Source organism: Salinicoccus albus DSM 19776, from assembly GCF_000385175.1.
In the GTDB taxonomy this organism is placed as follows: Bacteria; Bacillota; Bacilli; order Staphylococcales; family Salinicoccaceae; genus Salinicoccus; species Salinicoccus albus.
On sequence record NZ_ARQJ01000026.1, the window covers coordinates 24638 to 41139 of the forward strand.

22 protein-coding genes are annotated in these 16502 nt (G+C 44.5%); 1 reads left to right on the plus strand and 21 read right to left on the minus strand.

The genetic code is table 11. The annotated features are described in order from the left end of the window. Positions 1-461: 461 nt before the first annotated feature. Entirely contained in the window at positions 462-1037 is a 576-nt protein-coding gene (locus tag G343_RS0106085) for a single-stranded DNA-binding protein (protein WP_020007233.1), read from the minus strand. A 192-nt stretch (positions 1038-1229) separates the two neighbouring features. On the opposite strand from G343_RS0106085, the gene G343_RS0106090 reads away from it, so the two are divergent. Next, on the plus strand, positions 1230-1658 hold the full coding sequence (locus G343_RS0106090) for a YwpF family protein (protein WP_020007234.1): 429 nt from the start codon (positions 1230-1232) through the stop codon (positions 1656-1658). Here G343_RS0106090 and fabZ read toward each other — a convergent pair. The 20 genes from fabZ to G343_RS0106190 all read right to left on the minus strand — a co-directional run bounded on the left by fabZ (position 1655) and on the right by G343_RS0106190 (position 16502). After that, complete coding sequence (fabZ, locus tag G343_RS0106095; protein ID WP_020007235.1) at positions 1655-2098, minus strand: 3-hydroxyacyl-ACP dehydratase FabZ; 444 nt, start codon at positions 2096-2098, stop codon at positions 1655-1657. The genes G343_RS0106090 and fabZ overlap by 4 nt on opposite strands. A gap of 4 nt (positions 2099-2102) precedes the next feature. Next, on the minus strand, positions 2103-2291 hold the full coding sequence (locus G343_RS0106100; RefSeq protein ID WP_020007236.1) for a DNA-directed RNA polymerase subunit beta: 189 nt from the start codon (positions 2289-2291) through the stop codon (positions 2103-2105). A gap of 12 nt (positions 2292-2303) precedes the next feature. Then, complete coding sequence (murA, locus tag G343_RS0106105; RefSeq protein WP_020007237.1) at positions 2304-3596, minus strand: UDP-N-acetylglucosamine 1-carboxyvinyltransferase; 1293 nt, start codon at positions 3594-3596, stop codon at positions 2304-2306. A gap of 91 nt (positions 3597-3687) precedes the next feature. Further along, positions 3688-3912 (minus strand): DUF1146 family protein, encoded by a 225-nt coding sequence (locus G343_RS0106110; RefSeq protein ID WP_020007238.1) that lies wholly within the window; start codon positions 3910-3912, stop codon positions 3688-3690. Between the two features lie 46 nt (positions 3913-3958). Next, a complete protein-coding gene (locus G343_RS0106115; RefSeq protein WP_020007239.1) occupies positions 3959-4366 on the minus strand; it encodes a F0F1 ATP synthase subunit epsilon in 408 nt (135 codons plus the stop codon). A gap of 17 nt (positions 4367-4383) precedes the next feature. Continuing rightward, a complete protein-coding gene (atpD, locus tag G343_RS0106120; protein WP_020007240.1) occupies positions 4384-5796 on the minus strand; it encodes a F0F1 ATP synthase subunit beta in 1413 nt (470 codons plus the stop codon). A 22-nt stretch (positions 5797-5818) separates the two neighbouring features. After that, positions 5819-6694, minus strand: coding sequence for an ATP synthase F1 subunit gamma (atpG, locus tag G343_RS0106125; protein ID WP_020007241.1), 876 nt, complete (start codon positions 6692-6694; stop codon positions 5819-5821). Between the two features lie 32 nt (positions 6695-6726). Continuing rightward, positions 6727-8235 carry a F0F1 ATP synthase subunit alpha gene (gene atpA, locus G343_RS0106130; RefSeq protein ID WP_020007242.1) on the minus strand — a complete coding sequence of 503 codons (1509 nt, stop codon included), beginning with the start codon at positions 8233-8235 and terminating at the stop codon, positions 6727-6729. A gap of 17 nt (positions 8236-8252) precedes the next feature. After that, the gene (locus G343_RS0106135) at positions 8253-8795 is read right to left on the minus strand and encodes a F0F1 ATP synthase subunit delta (protein WP_020007243.1); all 543 of its coding nucleotides are present in this window, start codon (positions 8793-8795) and stop codon (positions 8253-8255) included. Next, entirely contained in the window at positions 8795-9310 is a 516-nt protein-coding gene (locus G343_RS0106140; RefSeq protein WP_020007244.1) for a F0F1 ATP synthase subunit B, read from the minus strand. Before G343_RS0106140 ends, G343_RS0106135 begins: the two co-directional genes overlap by 1 nt. 100 nt (positions 9311-9410) lie before the next feature. Beyond that, positions 9411-9623: a F0F1 ATP synthase subunit C gene (gene atpE, locus G343_RS0106145; RefSeq protein WP_026366298.1), complete on the minus strand. Its 213-nt coding sequence runs from the start codon at positions 9621-9623 to the stop codon at positions 9411-9413. A 52-nt stretch (positions 9624-9675) separates the two neighbouring features. Further along, the gene (atpB, locus tag G343_RS0106150) at positions 9676-10410 is read right to left on the minus strand and encodes a F0F1 ATP synthase subunit A (RefSeq protein WP_020007246.1); all 735 of its coding nucleotides are present in this window, start codon (positions 10408-10410) and stop codon (positions 9676-9678) included. 13 nt (positions 10411-10423) lie between these two features. Beyond that, the gene (locus G343_RS0106155; RefSeq protein ID WP_156823578.1) at positions 10424-10786 is read right to left on the minus strand and encodes an ATP synthase subunit I; all 363 of its coding nucleotides are present in this window, start codon (positions 10784-10786) and stop codon (positions 10424-10426) included. Between the two features lie 140 nt (positions 10787-10926). After that, positions 10927-12060: a non-hydrolyzing UDP-N-acetylglucosamine 2-epimerase gene (gene wecB / locus G343_RS0106160; protein WP_020007248.1), complete on the minus strand. Its 1134-nt coding sequence runs from the start codon at positions 12058-12060 to the stop codon at positions 10927-10929. A 21-nt stretch (positions 12061-12081) separates the two neighbouring features. Then, positions 12082-12711, minus strand: a complete 630-nt coding sequence (gene upp / locus G343_RS0106165; RefSeq protein ID WP_020007249.1) for a uracil phosphoribosyltransferase — start codon at positions 12709-12711, stop codon at positions 12082-12084. A gap of 61 nt (positions 12712-12772) precedes the next feature. Continuing rightward, positions 12773-14008: a serine hydroxymethyltransferase gene (locus tag G343_RS0106170; RefSeq protein ID WP_020007250.1), complete on the minus strand. Its 1236-nt coding sequence runs from the start codon at positions 14006-14008 to the stop codon at positions 12773-12775. A gap of 34 nt (positions 14009-14042) precedes the next feature. After that, positions 14043-14588, minus strand: a complete 546-nt coding sequence (locus G343_RS0106175; protein WP_020007251.1) for a TIGR01440 family protein — start codon at positions 14586-14588, stop codon at positions 14043-14045. Next, positions 14557-14985, minus strand: a complete 429-nt coding sequence (gene rpiB, locus G343_RS0106180) for a ribose 5-phosphate isomerase B (protein ID WP_020007252.1) — start codon at positions 14983-14985, stop codon at positions 14557-14559. Before rpiB ends, G343_RS0106175 begins: the two co-directional genes overlap by 32 nt. A gap of 66 nt (positions 14986-15051) precedes the next feature. Beyond that, complete coding sequence (locus G343_RS0106185) at positions 15052-15459, minus strand: arsenate reductase/protein-tyrosine-phosphatase family protein (RefSeq protein WP_020007253.1); 408 nt, start codon at positions 15457-15459, stop codon at positions 15052-15054. Beyond that, positions 15456-16502 (minus strand): L-threonylcarbamoyladenylate synthase, encoded by a 1047-nt coding sequence (locus tag G343_RS0106190; protein WP_020007254.1) that lies wholly within the window; start codon positions 16500-16502, stop codon positions 15456-15458. Before G343_RS0106190 ends, G343_RS0106185 begins: the two co-directional genes overlap by 4 nt.

Sequence of the window (16502 nt, forward strand, 5' to 3'; positions counted from 1 at the left end):
AGATCTCCTGATTTCGTACGATTTTATTAACTATGTTGAACTATATCAGAAAAAAATATCTCGCAGGTTACAGGAATATAAAATATAAACTGTTCTTTTACGTTTATATTACAGAAAGATTTCTCCCTAAGCCAAAGTGTTGCAATGAAGTACTCTAATTATGTAAACGTATAATTACAGACAAGATCCAAACGCAAATAAACTGAAGTTAAGTAACTGTAAAAACTGTCATATCAATGTTTTAAAATATATCTGTTATCTATATAAAAAAATGAATAAAGCTTATTATCAGAAAACAGTAATACAACGACTTGAAATGTAACAAATAAATGATTAAATTTTTTCTGATAAAAATAAAAAGCCCTGCACAGGCTTTTTTTCGCAGCAATGTTTGCCTGCCGCAGGACAAGTGAGTAGTGTGTGAGTGTAGAATTTCAAAAGATTAAGTGACGATGTGTCAATCAGGCAAAAGCTTTCTCATCTTTCTTGTCATTACCTTTTTCTTTTTGTTCCCCTTGATCGGGGCTGATGAGCGGTGTTTCCTTTCCCAGTATTTTTTCAATTGGATCAAGATGCGTATCCCGGCCATTGGTGTCTGTGTCAGCCTTATCACTGCTCAGTACATGAACTTCTTTCTGGCCGACGATATCAAATTGATCGTAATAGCGGACTGCATCACCGATCATCTGGGAAGGATTGCTAAAGTCTTTCTGGTCAGCCATTTTTTCAGGCATCCGCTTTATGCTTTCAGCCCAGATTTCCATTCTGTATTCCTTTGCCCCATTGGGCATCGTATAGAGTGCAGTAGCAATCTGTCCGCTGACACAGATTATCTCCCCTTCTCTGGTAGCTGACAGTATCCCCGGTATTGCTTTTCCGAAAGCTTTACAGTAGATGAAGTGCACCTCATTCTGCTTCCGCTCGTCTTTGGGCACCCTGATTGTAGCCAGAACAAAAGAATTGATACTGCCGTTATTAGTTTTAGAAATGGTTGCATTTTTTACAAGTTCTCCGACCAGCAGAACTTTATTCATCATATGTTCACCCCCTTCCTGATATAAAGATAAGACGGCACAAAATATTCTGCAAATAACAGATATTTGATTTTATATCCATTTCTTATACAATTAGACTATATTCGAAGTGAACTGTATGTAACGGATGAGATGCATTAGGCAGTTTTGCCTTATCTGTGATTTAAAATTTTTGGTTCGAAGGGAGGAATTTGAATGAAATCGTTTAAAGTGATAGAAATCAGACTGGAACACAACAATAATTTTATCATTTTCGACCTGATTGACGGAATTATCATAAATAAGGAAACAGAAGAAGATCCATGGCTGCTGGAAACCTCCATTTCCCCTGATTTTAAAGATATTTTGAAGGATTTTGTGGGGCAGCAAGTCAACCTGTTAGTGACAATTACAAGACCTTCAAATGAACCGGCAAGGTTCACGGGGGTATTCAATGAGATGATTGAAATCGACAATGCCCTGTCACTCATTTTCACCGGCAGAATTATTGTTCAAAGTCCCAATTATCCCGAGGAGGTGCTTGAATACCTTATCGGAGAAGGTTACGAGGATATAGATCTGCTCAACGAGTTTAAAGCCATGATGGAATCCCGAACGGAATTAAAAACATCCGATGATAATTAATCATCGGATGTTTTACTGTCCTGTATCGCAAATGTAATCTCACACTGGCAGGCGATATCACCATCTACACGGGCAACTGCTTCTCCCTTGCCAATCGGCCCCCTGAGTTTAGTGATTTCAACATTTAACTCCACAGTATCACCAGGAGTCACCTGCTTTTTGAACTTGCATTTATCAATCCCGGCAAAAAAGGCAAGTTTCCCTTTAAACCGCTCTTCTTTAAGAATCGCAACTGCTCCCGTCTGTGCTAAAGCTTCTACAATAAGCACACCCGGCATTACTGCATAATCAGGAAAATGGCCGGGAAAGAAGGGTTCGTTGCCTGAAACCTGCTTCACACCAGTACATTTCACACCCGGTTCAATATCCGTAATCCTGTCTATAAGCAGAAACGGCGGGCGATGGGGTATTATTGCTTTAATTTGGTCGTACGTCAGCATGTTATCATTCCTTGGTCAAATTGATGATGTGTTCCCATGTTTCCAATCGGAAAACTTCGATCGGATTGTCTAGTATGCCATAGCCAATCATCAATCCCACGAAGAATACGATGACTGCAATGTAGACAAATAACAATATCCGGACGATTAACGGGAATCTGCGGTGGACTAGATTTTTGGATTGTTCCGCCATACAATTACCTCTTTACTTCTGTTTTACCACACTTTTTCGAACAGCTTCATCACCTGTACGAACAATATTTGCGCCCAGCTTTTCAAGCTTCTTATGGAAGTCAACGTATCCGCGATCCAGATGCTTAAGCTCGGTCACCTCAGTATAACCTTCAGCAGCTAAACCTGCAAGAATGAGTGCCGATGCAGCTCTTAAATCTGTCGCTTTCACAGATGCGCCTTTCAGTTTGTCAACGCCTTTAATCATTGCATTGTTATCCTCAAGATCTATATCTGCACCCATTTTTATAAACTCTTCCACGTGCATGAACCTGTTTTCAAAAATAGTTTCAGAAATGACACTGGTTCCTTTGATGGAAGCAAGCAACGCCATCATCTGACTCTGCATATCTGTCGGAAAGCCGGGATGCGGCATTGTTTTTAATCTCAGAGGTTTCAGTGTGTCCGCTGGCACCACGCGTACATTCCTGCCTTCCTGAACAATCCTGACGCCCACTTCCTCAAGTTTTGAAATGACAGCAGTCAGGTGATCAGTGACTACATTCTCAAGAACAATTTCACTTTTTGTAATTGCGCCGGCAACCATCAATGTACCGGCCTCGATGCGGTCCGGAATCACTTCATGTTCTATACCGTGAAGCGACTCCACCCCTTCGATGGTGATATGTCCGGAACCTGCACCTTTAACGTTGCCCCCCATTGCATTGATATATTGCGCCAAATCCTCAATTTCGGGCTCCTGGGCCACATTTTCAAGATAAGTTGTCCCTTCAGCAAGACTTGCGGCCATCATCAGGTTTTGTGTAGCCCCGACACTCGGGAAATCAAGATAGATTTTTGACCCTTTTAGCCGCCCGTCACTTTTACCTTCAAAACTGCCATCAACCGTCCTGAAAGTCACACCCATTTTTTCCAGACCTTTAATATGCTGCTCAACTGGCCTTGAACCTATTGCACATCCACCGGGCATAGCAATATTACAATACCCGTATCTTGCCAGCAGCGGCCCCATCACCAGCATGCTCGCACGCATTCTGTTGACCAGCTCATAAGGCGCATCACATGATAAACCTTTTGCAGCATCAATTCCAACTGTACCGTTATCTCGCTCAGTATCTGCGCCTAAATGCTCTAACAGTTCAGTCAGATTATCTACATCGGATAACTTTGGGACATTTTTTAAATAAGACACACCACTCTCAGCAAGTAAAGATGCAGTTAGAATGGGTAATACAGCATTTTTCGACCCTTCTATACGCACTGAACCCGATAATCGGTTCCCGCCTTTAACAATAATACTATCCATATCATTCACTCCATACTCCATACTTTCAATAACCTTTACAATACACTTTTCACCATTTTAAATATGTATAAACATGTTTGCAAAGCATTTGTCAAAACATCAATGCAGCCTCCTGGACCAGCCTGAAAAAATCCATGATGAAATTACTCAGTGCACTTCCTAACAGAATAGCCATGAGTATGAAGAACAACCGGATTCTCCCTGTATCGTACTTCTTAAACCATCCATCAACATTGAGTGCGCCCAACACCCAGAAAGCAAATATGACACAGAGAATATGAAGTATAATATGGATGAATGACAGTTGGGCTAACATCATTTAGATCACCTTTAAAAACCCGGGCTTTCGCCCGGGTAGTATTTTATGCGTGCTCAGACACATTTATCCTGTTGATTGCTCTGTTCAGGGCGAGTTCTGCACGATAGCGGTCAACTTTCTCATCCTTCGCCTGTTCAAGAAGCTGCTCCGCCCGTTCTTTGGCTTGTCTTGCCCTTGCAGTATCAATATCCTCAGCAAATTCACCCGCCTGAATAAGTACGGAAACTCTCTCAGGACGAATCTCAACGAAGCCCTCTGTGACTGCAAAATATTCGTAGCGGCCGTCTATTTTTGCGCGAAGGCTGCCGATCTTCAGTGCAGATACTGTCGGGACATGGCCGGCCATAACGCCAAGCTCACCTTGCTTGGTCTGGAGTATGATGATCTCACAGTCCTCTTCCGAGAAGACAGAACCGTTCGGCGTGACTATATCCAGTGCCATTGTATTCATTTGCTACACCCCCGATTTTAAACTTCTACACCCATATCACGTGCTTTATCAAGCACATCTGAAATTCCTCCAACAAGACGGAATGCATCCTCAGGAATATGGTCATATTTGCCATCAAGAATTTCTCTAAAGTCTTCTACAGCTTTTGAAACCGGGACATAAGACCCTTTTTGGCCGGTGAACTGTTCCGCCACGTGGAAGTTCTGTGATAAAAAGAACTGCAGACGGCGTGCACGGGCAACTGTCTGTTTATCTTCATCGGACAGTTCATCCATTCCAAGAATTGCAATGATATCCTGAAGCTCACGATATTTTTGAATCGTAGACTGGACACCGCGGGCCACTTCATAATGCTCTTCACCGACAGCAGAAGGCTGCAATGCCCGGGAAGTTGAAGCAAGCGGGTCAACCGCAGGGTAGATTCCCATCTCGGAAAGACTTCTTTCCAGGTTAGTCGTCGCATCCAGGTGGGCGAACGTTTGTGCAGGCGCTGGGTCTGTATAGTCATCGGCAGGTACGAATACCGCCTGGATGGAAGTGACTGAACCCGTACCGGTAGATGTAATACGTTCCTGGAGCTGTCCCATCTCAGTAGCCAGAGTCGGCTGATAACCTACGGCTGATGGCATGCGCCCGAGCAATGCGGAAACTTCCTGACCAGCCTGGGTGAAACGAAAGATGTTATCGATGAACAGCAGCACATCCTGCCCTTCTTCATCCCGGAAATATTCCGCCATGGTAAGCCCTGTAAGGGCTACACGCATACGCGCACCCGGCGGCTCATTCATCTGACCGAATACCATCGCGGTCTTCTCGATGACTCCGGAATCTTTCATTTCATAATAAAGGTCGTTCCCTTCACGCGTCCGTTCACCTACGCCCGCAAACACGGAGATACCACCGTGTTCCTGGGCGATATTGTTGATCAGTTCCTGGATCAGCACCGTTTTCCCGACACCGGCACCGCCGAACAGACCAATTTTTCCGCCCTTGGTGTAAGGCGCGAGCAGATCAACCACTTTGATGCCTGTTTCCAATATTTCTACGCCCGTCTGCAGCTCATCAAAGTCAGGTGCCTGACGGTGAATCGGATCTCTTCTTTCGGATTCGGGGATCGCTGCTTCAAGATCGATATTCTCACCCAGTACATTAAACACCCGGCCAAGTGTGACCTGGCCTACCGGCACAGAAATTGGGCTGCCGCTATTCGTTACTTCAACACCGCGCTGCAGTCCATCAGTTGAACTCATTGCAATGGTCTTTACAACGTTATCCCCCAGATGGAGCGCGACTTCAAGAGCCAGGGAAACAGTTTGGTCGTCTTTTTCAATATTGACAAATAGCGCGTTGTTCAAATCGGGAAGCTGGCCTTCCTCGAATCTAACGTCTACAACCGGTCCCATAACTTGAATTACTTGACCTAAAGCCATTAGATTTCCTCCTAGTCATTCTTTATTCTTGTGCTGCCGCGCCGCCCACGATTTCATTGATTTCCTGTGTGATTTCGGCCTGTCTAGCACGATTGTATTGCAGTGTCAGATCATCAACCAGTTCTTTTGCGTTGTCTGTAGCAGCCTGCATGGCTGTCATCCGCATAGCATGTTCACTCGCTTTGGAATCGAGCAGCGCTCCGTATATCAGACTTTCGGCATACTGTGGAAGTATGGTTTCGAGAATGGATCCTTTGTCCGGTTCGTACTCATACTTTGCAACAGTTGGAGATTCTGACTGATCTGACAGTTCACTATCAGTTAAAGGCAGCAGCTTTCTGACAGCCACTTCCTGTGAAAGTACTGAGATAAATTTGTTATAGACGATAAAAAGTTCATCAAATACTTCTTCCGCAAAACCGCTTACTGCCTCCTGGGTGATCTCCTTCACACTGCTGAAATCAGGCTGATCAGCGAGTCCTGTACGGGAGTTAGCAACAGTGTATTTGCGGTTTTCAAAAAATTCCATACCCTTGCTTCCCACTACAAACAAATCATATGAATCCTCATTGTTGTTATGGTGTTCTCTGATTTCGTTCGTCACAGTTTTTAATATATTGGCATTAAATGGACCGGCGAGACCACTGTCCGAGGTAATGACGATATATCCTGTACGTTTCACCGGTCTTTCTTCAAGCATCGGGTGAGAGCTCGCATCGTCCCCGGATGCCATTGCCTGAACAGTTTCCTCAATTTTGTCCATGTAAGGGCGGAAACGTTTGGAGTTCTCCTCCGCCCTTTTCAGTTTGGAGTTCGCAACCATCTGCATTGCCCGAGTGATCTGACTCATTTTTTTGGTCGAACCGATACGACCTTTAATCTCTTTTATCGAAGCCATGAATTCACCACCTTAATAATTATTCAACTGCCTTATTCTGAAGGATTGAATAGTTTCTTGAAGCTGTTGACCGCACTCACATATGAGTCCTCATCCGGCAGCTGTTTCGTTTCCCGGATACCATCTAACAGCTCAGCATTGTTTGAATCCAGCCAGCTGAGGAATTCATCTTCAAAGCGAGTGATATCTTTTATAGGGATATCATCCAGGTGGCCATTTACAAGTGCATAAATGATCACTACCTGACGTTCTACTGGCAGCGGTTTGTTTTCTCCCTGTTTCAGAATTTCAACAGTGCGTTGACCCCGTGACAGTTTAGCTGTGGTTGCTTCGTCCAGGTCAGAACCGAACTGGGCAAATGATTCCAGCTCACGGAATGCCGCAAGATCCAACCGCAGTGTACCGGCAACTTTTTTCATCGCTTTGATCTGTGCAGAGCCCCCGACACGGGAAACTGACAGCCCGGCGTTAATCGCTGGTCTGACACCCGAGAAAAACAGGTCGGACTGCAGGAATATCTGTCCGTCGGTGATGGAGATCACGTTCGTAGGGATGAAGGCACTGATATCCCCGGCCTGTGTCTCGATGAATGGGAGTGCAGTGATTGAACCCCCTCCGAGATCATCGTTTAATTTCGCCGCACGTTCCAACAGGCGGCTGTGTACATAGAATACATCACCCGGAAATGCTTCACGGCCCGGCGGACGACGCAGAAGCAATGACAGTTCACGGTAGGCAGCCGCCTGTTTTGTCAGGTCGTCATATACAATCAGCACATCTTTGCCGTTGAACATGAATTCTTCCGCCATTGCGACGCCGGCATATGGTGACACATAGAGTAACGGCGCCGGCATGGACGCACCTGCAGAAACTACAATCGTGTAGTCCAGCGCACCGTTTCTGCGGAATGTTTCTACAGTGGAACGGACAGTCGATTCTTTCTGTCCAATAGCTACATAGATACAAATCATATCCTGATCTTTCTGGTTGAGAATTGTATCGATTGCCACAGTTGTTTTACCGGTCTGACGGTCACCAATGACCAGTTCACGCTGTCCGCGGCCGATAGGTACAAGCGCATCGATCGCTTTGATGCCAGTCTGAAGCGGTTCATTGACCTCCTGGCGGTCCATGACGCCTGTCGCCGGACTTTCAATCGGCCTTGATTTGGTTGTTTCGATTGTTCCCTTGCCGTCGATCGGCTGACCCAGCGGGTTTACAACACGTCCGATAAGTTCTTCGCCTACAGGCACTTCCATGATGCGTCCTGTACGCTTCACTTCATCGCCTTCTTTAATGCCGGTATCCTCACCAAAAAGTACGATACCAATATTATTTTCTTCGAGGTTCTGGGCAAGCCCCAGAACTCCCGTTGGAAATTCAAGCAATTCTCCAGCCATTGCATCCTCAAGTCCGTGAGCAAGTGCGATACCGTCACCAACCTGGATGACTGTACCGACGTCAGATACTTTCATATCTGCCTCATAGTTTTCAATCTGGCTTCTGAGAAGAGCGCTTATTTCGTCAGCTTTAATTGCCATAAAATATCACTCCTTAATTAACTGATTGTCCGTTCTTTGAATTGATTTTTCAGGTCTGCAAGCTGCCCTTCAACAGAGCCGTCATAAACCTTTGTGCCGACAAACACCCTGATGCCGCCAATCAATTCTTGATTCACCTTATTTTCAATGAGGAGTTTCGAGAAACCGGTCTTTTTGACAAACACTTTCCCGATGCTTTGTATCTCTTCATCAGAAAGTGCATACACCGACTCGATGATGGCATGCTCCTGATTGTAATGTGCATTATAGACCTTCAAAAAACTGTTGTATACAGACTCTATTTCTTCAAATAAATGCCTGTCCGTTAAAATCAAAAGCAGATTGAAAAGTGGCGGTGAGACGTTCTCAAATGTGGCCTCCACCGTTTTTTTTCTTTCCCCTTTAGAAATTTTTGGGTTGTTCATGAATTCTATAAAAACCGGCAATGCTTTAACCGCTTTGACGACCTCGTCGAAATCCGTTTTCACTTCTTCAAGCTGTTTCTCCTCTGGAACGCTGTCAAAAAGCGCCTGGGAATATTTTTGAGCTGCATTCGCCATTATTTATCCCCTGCTTCCTTCAGGTACCTCGATACAAGTTCCTTCTGATCTTCCTGGTCGATTTCCTTGGAAATCATCTTTTCCGCAATCAATACCGAAAGCTCGGACACCTGTGAGTTAATGTCCTCAATCGCTTTTTCTTTTTCTCTCTCGATGTCTGTTCTTGCATCTGCCATCATCTGATTCGCACGTGTATTCGCATCATGGATAATATCTTCCTGCTCTTTTTTCGCCTGCTGCTTCGCATTGTCCATCATTGTTGAGATCTCAGCCTGTGTATCTCTCAGAACAGCTTCGTTCTCTTCCTTCAGGCGTGCAGCTTCCTTGTTCTGGCTTTCTGCATCATCGATTTCTGTATGGATCAGCTGCTCCCTGTTATCCATTACTTTTTTTAGCGGCTTCCAGACAAAATATGAAAGCGCCCCGATCAGGATAAGAAAAGCAACCAATTGTACAAGACTTGTCCCGATTGCTGTCGGCACTGTGCCCAAAGTAGTTAAAAATAGAAATTCCACCTGTGTACACTCCTTTCGCGAGAGTTTCATTCTTTATTCACGGTCGACATAATAAGAGGGCGAAATCCAATATTAAAGACTTCGCCTGGTGTAACGATACTTACATGAACATAAGCATGAATGAAATAACAATCGCGATAATCGGAACAGCCTCTGTAACACCGATACCAATAAACATAATTGTCATGAGCGGTCCACGGGCCTCTGGCTGACGTGAAACCCCTTCTACTGTTTTAGAAACGATAAGTCCGATACCAATACTTGCACCAAGTGCTGCAAGTCCTGCTGTAATGGCTGCTGCCAGTAAATTCATCATAAGAAATAGTTCCTCCTAATATTTTTTAAATAATAAACATAATTTTATATTAATGGTCATCAGCGACCTTGTGGGACAGATAGACCATTGATAACATAACAAAGATAAATGCCTGTATTGCGCCGATGTAGATAGAGAATCCCTGCCATGCCATCATCGGGATAATACCGCCTGCAAAACCGATTATACCGCTTGTCATTAACCCGGCAAGTAATCCCAGAAGGATTTCACCAGCATAAATATTACCGTAAAGACGTAAACCAAGAGTCAGGTTATATGTGAATTCTTCAATAATATTGAACGGTGCCATAAACCAGACAGGGGTTGCGTAGCTTTTAAAATAAGCTTTTATGCCACGCATCTTAATACCATAATAGTGGGTTAAAATAATCATCAGACTTGCCAGTGTCAATGTCACCACCGGATCGGCAGTTGGAGATTTCCACCAAAGCGTATGATTTTCATCCGGTGCTACAAACATAAATGGCAGCCCGAGGAAATTCGAAATGGCTATGTATAAAATAAGTGTCAAAGCCAGGAAGTGGAATCTTCCGCCCTGTTTCCATGCCATGTTCCCTGAAATTATGCCTTTAACGAAGTTCATCAGCACTTCCATAAGCACCTGTTTTTTACCTGTTGGCTTTACTGAAAGGTTCCTTGTCATGAAGAACGCTAGAAAAAACACAAGTAATGAAGAAATTACAATCATCATTACCGTTGACAAGTTAAAGTAAATGGGAAAACCAAAAATATCTAATTCAACGATCGGAGCTCCGTGATCCATTTTCTCACCTCTTTCACTTCGTTAATTCTTTAATCCCCTGAAACATAATCATAATATAGCTGAGAACAAGACCAGCCATTATAGCGAAGATATTGAATGTATCCGGGAATCTCACCCAAAATAAACATGTAACCACCACAATCACTAACCGCATAACTGTGCCAGTGCTTACCCTGCCTTCTTCATTTTCATAAGACTTCTCAAGATTATAATACCAGTTCCACAGTAACAGAATTGACGCAAAAGTACCGAGTGCGAATCCAGCTGCAATGGATGAAGTTGTAAATACATAAATGAGTAGACTTACAATAAGAGGGAAGAGTAAAAAATTCAAGAAATGTTTTGTAAACCGTCTGAAAAATGGCACTTCTAACACTGTCTCCTAGTGTGTTTTAACGATTGTGATGAAACCGTTACTTTACTCTTATAATGATATATTAGCGAAAATTTTATGTCAATAACAAGTCCCTAAATAATTGTTATGGCAATAGTTCTGACATATTATTGACATATTTTTCACATTCTGAAATTCTTGGGTTTGTCTTCTATGAATCCATAGTAATATTTGATGTTTTCACAGATGCGTTTTGAGGCTCCACCATCTCCATACGGATTCGATGCATGGGCCATTCTTTCATATGTTTCTTCATCTGTAAGCAGCTTTTTGGTAAGGCTGTAAATATTCTCCTTTTGAATCCCGGCTATTTTCAGCGTCCCTGCTTCAACACCTTCCGGTCTTTCAGTTGTATCCCTCAATACGAGCACTGGTTTAGTCAGTGACGGTGCCTCTTCCTGCACCCCGCCAGAGTCCGTAATAATGATATGACTCTTTGCTGCAAAATTGTGGAAATCAAATACATCGAGTGGCTCGATGATTTCAATGCGGTCATGGTCCGCCAAATATTTTGATGCAATCTCCCGGACCTTTGGATTCTTATGAATTGGATAGACGACTGTCACATCCTCAAATTCCTCAACAATCTCACGTACTGCACTGAAAATATTTTCCATCGGCATACCAATATTTTCCCGTCTGTGTGCTGTGAGCAATATGACTTTCTTATCCTGGTGTCTGTCTATGATATCACTTCTGTAACTTTCATTGACAGTTGTTTTCAACGCATCGATTGCGGTATTGCCTGTGACTGAGATGTAGGTGCCGTCCTTGTTTTCATTAAGCAGGTTATTTTTTGAATTGTCAGTAGGCGCGAAATGCAAATCAGCAAGCACTCCGGTCATCTGACGGTTCATCTCCTCGGGGAAAGGGGAATATTTGTTGTTTGTTCTGAGACCGGCTTCCACATGACCGATATCCACTTCATTATAAAAAGCAGCCAGGCTGCCTGCAAAAGTGGTTGTTGTATCACCATGGACTAAAATCATATCAGGCTGCGCTTCTTTAATCGCAGATTCAAGCCCTTCTACCACTCTGCTGGTAACTTCCGCAAGCGTTTGTCCCTGCTGCATGATGTTCAGATCATAATCAGGTGTAATATCGAAAGTTTCAAGCACCGGATCCAGCATTTCCCTATGCTGTGCTGTAACAACTACAACAGATTCCAGTTCAAGGTCTTTCTCAAGCTCAAGTACAAGAGGTGCCATTTTTATAGCCTCTGGACGAGTACCGAAAATTGTCATGATTTTTTTCATCACTCTTCTCCTTGCTTTGGTCTATTTTGTGCCGAAAAGTCTGTCTCCGGCATCTCCAAGTCCTGGAACGATATAACTTTTCTCGTTTAAGCCTTTATCCAGAGCAGCGATGTAAATATCGACATCCGGATGCGCTTCTTTGAGCACTTCCACTCCTTCAGGGGCGGCAACCAGACAGATGAATCGGATTTTGGTGGCCCCGCGCTTCTTAATCGCTGTTATAGCTTCCACTGCAGTCGCCCCCGTCGCCAGCATCGGATCAATGACAAAAATATCCCTTTCCACGATATCTCCGGGGAATTTTGCATAATACTCAATGGCTTCAAGTGTCTCAGGATCACGGTAAAGGCCAATATGTCCGACTCTGGCAGATGGAATGAGTTTAAGGATGCCTTCCTGCATTCCTAATCCTGCACGCAGAATCGGTACGATTCCAAGTTTTTTGCCGGTGAGCCTCTTGGCGGTTGTGCGCTCTACGGGTGTATCCACCTCAACATCTTCAAGTGAAAGGTCACGGGTCACTTCATATGCCATCAGTGCCCCAACTTCATCGACAAGCTCTCTAAATTCCTTTGTAGAAGTTTGCTCATCCCTGATATAACTCATCTTATGCTGAATCAGCGGATGATGCATGACTTGAACCTTGGACATATTTTTCCTCCTGTCTGCTCAATTATGCCGGAATAAGAAGTCTTACTCCGGCGAATGATTTTTATTTATACAGCGGATATTTATCCGTTAAAGCTGTAACTCTTTCTTTCAAAGTTTCAAATTTAGTGCCTTCCTTGACGTGAACGAGCGTTTCAGCAATCAGATCTGCAACTTCTCTCATATCCGTTTCGGTAAAGCCGCGTGTCGTCATAGCAGGCGTTCCAAGGCGGATGCCGCTCGTTACGAATGGAGATTCTTCATCAAAAGGAATCGTATTTTTGTTGCATGTAATACCAATCTCGTCCAGCGCTTCCTCTGCTTGTTTGCCACTCAGGCCGAAACTTTTAACATCGACGAGTAAAAGGTGGGTATCGGTACCTCCTGAAACGATTCTCAAGCCTTTGTCGTTCAGCCTTTCAGCAAGCGCTTTGGCATTTTTCACCACCTGCGCCTGGTACGCCTTGAATTCCGGGGAAAGTGCTTCACCGAACGCTACCGCTTTTGCAGCAATGACATGCATGAGCGGTCCGCCCTGGATGCCCGGGAAAATATTCTTATCTATTTTCTTGGCATATTCATCTGTAGTCAGGATCAATCCGCCGCGCGGTCCCCTGAGCGTCTTATGTGTAGTGGAAGTAACAAAATCTGCATGAGGGACCGGGTTCGGATGAATACCGGAAGCTACAAGACCGGCGATATGTGCCATATCCACCATCAGATAGGCGCCGACTTCATCAGCGATTTCACGGAACCGGCCAAAATCAATGGCTGTTGAGTAAGCACTTGCACCGGCTACAATCAGCTTTGGTTCATGTTCTTTTGCCTGTGCCAGCAGTTCATCATAGTCGATCTGTTCATTATCCTGCCTGACACCATAATCAACAAACTTATAAATTTTACCGCTGAAGTTAACCGGGCTGCCATGGGTCAAATGCCCGCCGTGATTCAGGTTCATACCGAGCACAGTATCCCCCGGTTCAAGCACTGAAAAATATACAGCCATATTTGCCTGTGAGCCAGAGTGCGGCTGCACGTTTGCATGGTCTGCTCCGAAAAGCTCTTTAGCCCGTTCACGTGCCAGGTCTTCTACAACATCAACATGTTCACACCCGCCATAATAACGCTTGTGCGGATAGCCTTCCGCATACTTATTAGTCAGTGTTGAACCTTGAGCTTCGAAAACAGCTTCTGATACAAAATTCTCTGACGCAATCAGTTCAATGTTGTTGTTCTGACGACCAAGCTCTGCTTCCATTGCTTCAAAAATTTGTGGATCTTGTGACTCGATATGTGACATACTCTCTCTCCTTCAAGTGAAAATAATTGTTTCATTAATAGCGGGCGCGCGGACCGCCGATTAATTTCGGTCTGGTAAATGCAACCGTAACATTCGCGTTGCCGACCTGTTTCTGTTCAGTTCTGAGTGGTACTGCTACATGTCGCAGATGCATTCCGATCAATGTCTGACCGATATCGACACCCTTATCCGCCTCCACGTATTCAACAACAACAGGGTGCCTGAGATGCTTATACGCGTATTCACTCAAGCTGCCGCCTGCCTGACTGTGAGGGATTACATTGACCGGGCGGCAGCCTTTCGACTGTGCTGTTTCATATTCCATCGTAACGGCTCTGTTAATATGCTCACATCCCTGGAACATTAAATTGACATCGTGCTTCTCAGCAGCTTCTAAAAACGCTTCAAATAGAATTTCAGCCACCTCAATTGAACTGTTTTTTCCGATATGATGACCAAGGACTTCAGATGTTGAACTTCCAATGATGAGATCATCCCCCGGTGTAAAGAAATCATTGGATTCGAGGTTTGCAATCAGAGTGTCGATATCATTTTTCAATCTTACTAACTCTTCTCTCATGACGGCCACCTTCGTATTCAGTATTTAGCCAGAGACTAGCAATTTCATTGGCCAGCCCCGGCCCAATCACTCTTTCCCCCATCGCCAGCACGTTGGAATTATTGTGTTGTCTGGCAGCTTTAGCCGAAAAGCTGTCATGCACTAAAGCACAGCGGATACCTTTGACCTTATTCGCTGAAATGCTCATGCCTATTCCTGTCCCACAGATTAAAATCGCTCGGTCGAATTCACCATCGGACACTTTTTCAGCTACAGGCTGTGCATAATCCGGATAGTCTACAGATTCATCCGTATCCGGTCCAAAATTTGTAACGTCGACGCCTTGTGCTTTCAACATTTCGAAAACGGACCTTTTCAGTTTTACTCCACCATGATCTGAAGCAATGATTACTTTCATAATTTCACCTCTTTAACTTATATTATATCTGAAATACGATTTTATAAAAATAAACTTTTGTATTTATTACGAATCGAACTGATCGATATAATGTTTCAACTGATTAAATACATCTTCATACTGCGCTTTACTGCCGCCAGCCGGATCAGGAACCGACACTTTTGAACCGTCGGCGAACTCGCTGACCAGCATCACATTGGCCGACGGATACTGCGCTTTGATCCTCTGTTTATGGGGTGCTGTCATTGTAAGAATCAGCGAGTCTGCGGTATCTGCTTCAGTCAATTGTTCAGGGGCGGAAGGGTGGAGCAGCGACTCCCGTTTTATGATCTCAATACTTTCACAACTTGTTGCACCTGAAGTGACCATCAGCCCCCTGGACTCGAAATTTTCATTCTGATACTTGGTATTCGCATAGCTTTCTGCAAGCGGACTTCGACAGGTGTTTCCCGTACAGACGAATATTTTCCTCATTCCTGCTCACCCTTGATTATCTTATCCCCTGTTGCTTTATAAATCCTGTTCATCAGTGCCTCAGAGTCTTCATTCTTCGAAAAGCCGTGTATGAATATCACATCCGCCTCTGATTTATCCATTTTCCTGAGTGCGGCATAAAGATTTCTGGCAGCTTCCCTGTAATCAGCTTCACTTGAGCACAGACTGATGAAAAGTGCTTCATTAGGCGCATACTCCCGTACCGTTTCAGGCCCAATGATTCCGATTTTCTGAGTTCCATAGCCCTTGAAATGCGCCTTTGATCTGATGCCGCCTTCAATGACGATTAATGGCTGGCGAGGCGCATAATGCTTATATTTCATGCCGGGTGAAACCGGCTGTTCTGAGCCTGGTTCATGTTTTCCGACTGTTTCTTCAAGTACATTTTCCAATTCTTCCTTGGTAATACTGCCCGGCCGGGCGATCCTGTATGGATACTGGGTACAGTCGAGCACTGTACTCTCGAGTCCGTAGGTGGCCGGATCACTTGCTACAACACCATACACCTTGCCATTCAAATCATCGATGACATGTTTGTGATCTGTCGGGGAGGGTTTGCCGCTCAAATTTGCGCTGGGTGCCGCCAACGGGAAGTCCACATGTTCCAAAATCGCATGGCCGACGGGGTGGCTGGGCATCCTGACTGCTACGGAACTTAATTCAGCCACCGTCTTACCCGAGAGCATACTCCCCTTCAAAGGAAGTATAAAGGAAATCGGGCCAGGCCAGAAATGATTCATCAGCGCAGTTACTCTGCTGTCCCTCTGTACAGTGAAATCATCCAGCTGTTCAAGACTGTGAATATGGACGATGAGCGGGTTGTCTCCGGGGCGCCCTTTGGCTGAAAATATTTTATGTATGGCTTCGGCATTGCGCGCATCTCCGGCAAGGCCGTATACTGTTTCTGTCGGAATACCGACCACTTCGCCATAGACCAGGGCAGTTTTTATCTCATCCAACTTGTCTTGTGTTTCATCATGCTTCAACTGTTCTATATTGATTTCCCATACTTTGGTATCCAT

Excerpts from the sequence above, each read along its gene's own strand:
- G343_RS0106085 (WP_020007233.1), bottom strand. The coding sequence starts at position 1,037 with ATGATGAATAAAGTTCTGCTGGTCGGAGAACTTGTAAAAAATGCAACC.
- G343_RS0106090 (WP_020007234.1), top strand. The coding sequence starts at position 1,230 with ATGAAATCGTTTAAAGTGATAGAAATCAGACTGGAACACAACAATAAT.
- fabZ (WP_020007235.1), bottom strand. The coding sequence starts at position 2,098 with ATGCTGACGTACGACCAAATTAAAGCAATAATACCCCATCGCCCGCCG.
- G343_RS0106100 (WP_020007236.1), bottom strand. The coding sequence starts at position 2,291 with ATGGCGGAACAATCCAAAAATCTAGTCCACCGCAGATTCCCGTTAATC.
- murA (WP_020007237.1), bottom strand. The coding sequence starts at position 3,596 with ATGGATAGTATTATTGTTAAAGGCGGGAACCGATTATCGGGTTCAGTG.
- G343_RS0106110 (WP_020007238.1), bottom strand. The coding sequence starts at position 3,912 with ATGTTAGCCCAACTGTCATTCATCCATATTATACTTCATATTCTCTGT.
- G343_RS0106115 (WP_020007239.1), bottom strand. The coding sequence starts at position 4,366 with ATGAATACAATGGCACTGGATATAGTCACGCCGAACGGTTCTGTCTTC.
- atpD (WP_020007240.1), bottom strand. The coding sequence starts at position 5,796 with ATGGCTTTAGGTCAAGTAATTCAAGTTATGGGACCGGTTGTAGACGTT.
- atpG (WP_020007241.1), bottom strand. The coding sequence starts at position 6,694 with ATGGCTTCGATAAAAGAGATTAAAGGTCGTATCGGTTCGACCAAAAAA.
- atpA (WP_020007242.1), bottom strand. The coding sequence starts at position 8,235 with ATGGCAATTAAAGCTGACGAAATAAGCGCTCTTCTCAGAAGCCAGATT.
- G343_RS0106135 (WP_020007243.1), bottom strand. The coding sequence starts at position 8,795 with ATGGCGAATGCAGCTCAAAAATATTCCCAGGCGCTTTTTGACAGCGTT.
- atpE (WP_026366298.1), bottom strand. The coding sequence starts at position 9,623 with ATGAATTTACTGGCAGCAGCCATTACAGCAGGACTTGCAGCACTTGGT.
- atpB (WP_020007246.1), bottom strand. The coding sequence starts at position 10,410 with ATGGATCACGGAGCTCCGATCGTTGAATTAGATATTTTTGGTTTTCCC.
- wecB (WP_020007248.1), bottom strand. The coding sequence starts at position 12,060 with ATGAAAAAAATCATGACAATTTTCGGTACTCGTCCAGAGGCTATAAAA.
- upp (WP_020007249.1), bottom strand. The coding sequence starts at position 12,711 with ATGTCCAAGGTTCAAGTCATGCATCATCCGCTGATTCAGCATAAGATG.
- G343_RS0106170 (WP_020007250.1), bottom strand. The coding sequence starts at position 14,008 with ATGTCACATATCGAGTCACAAGATCCACAAATTTTTGAAGCAATGGAA.
- G343_RS0106175 (WP_020007251.1), bottom strand. The coding sequence starts at position 14,588 with ATGAGAGAAGAGTTAGTAAGATTGAAAAATGATATCGACACTCTGATT.
- rpiB (WP_020007252.1), bottom strand. The coding sequence starts at position 14,985 with ATGAAAGTAATCATTGCTTCAGATCATGGTGGAGTAAAACTGAAAAGG.
- G343_RS0106185 (WP_020007253.1), bottom strand. The coding sequence starts at position 15,459 with ATGAGGAAAATATTCGTCTGTACGGGAAACACCTGTCGAAGTCCGCTT.
- G343_RS0106190 (WP_020007254.1), bottom strand. The coding sequence starts at position 16,502 with ATGGATACCAAAGTATGGGAAATCAATATAGAACAGTTGAAGCATGAT.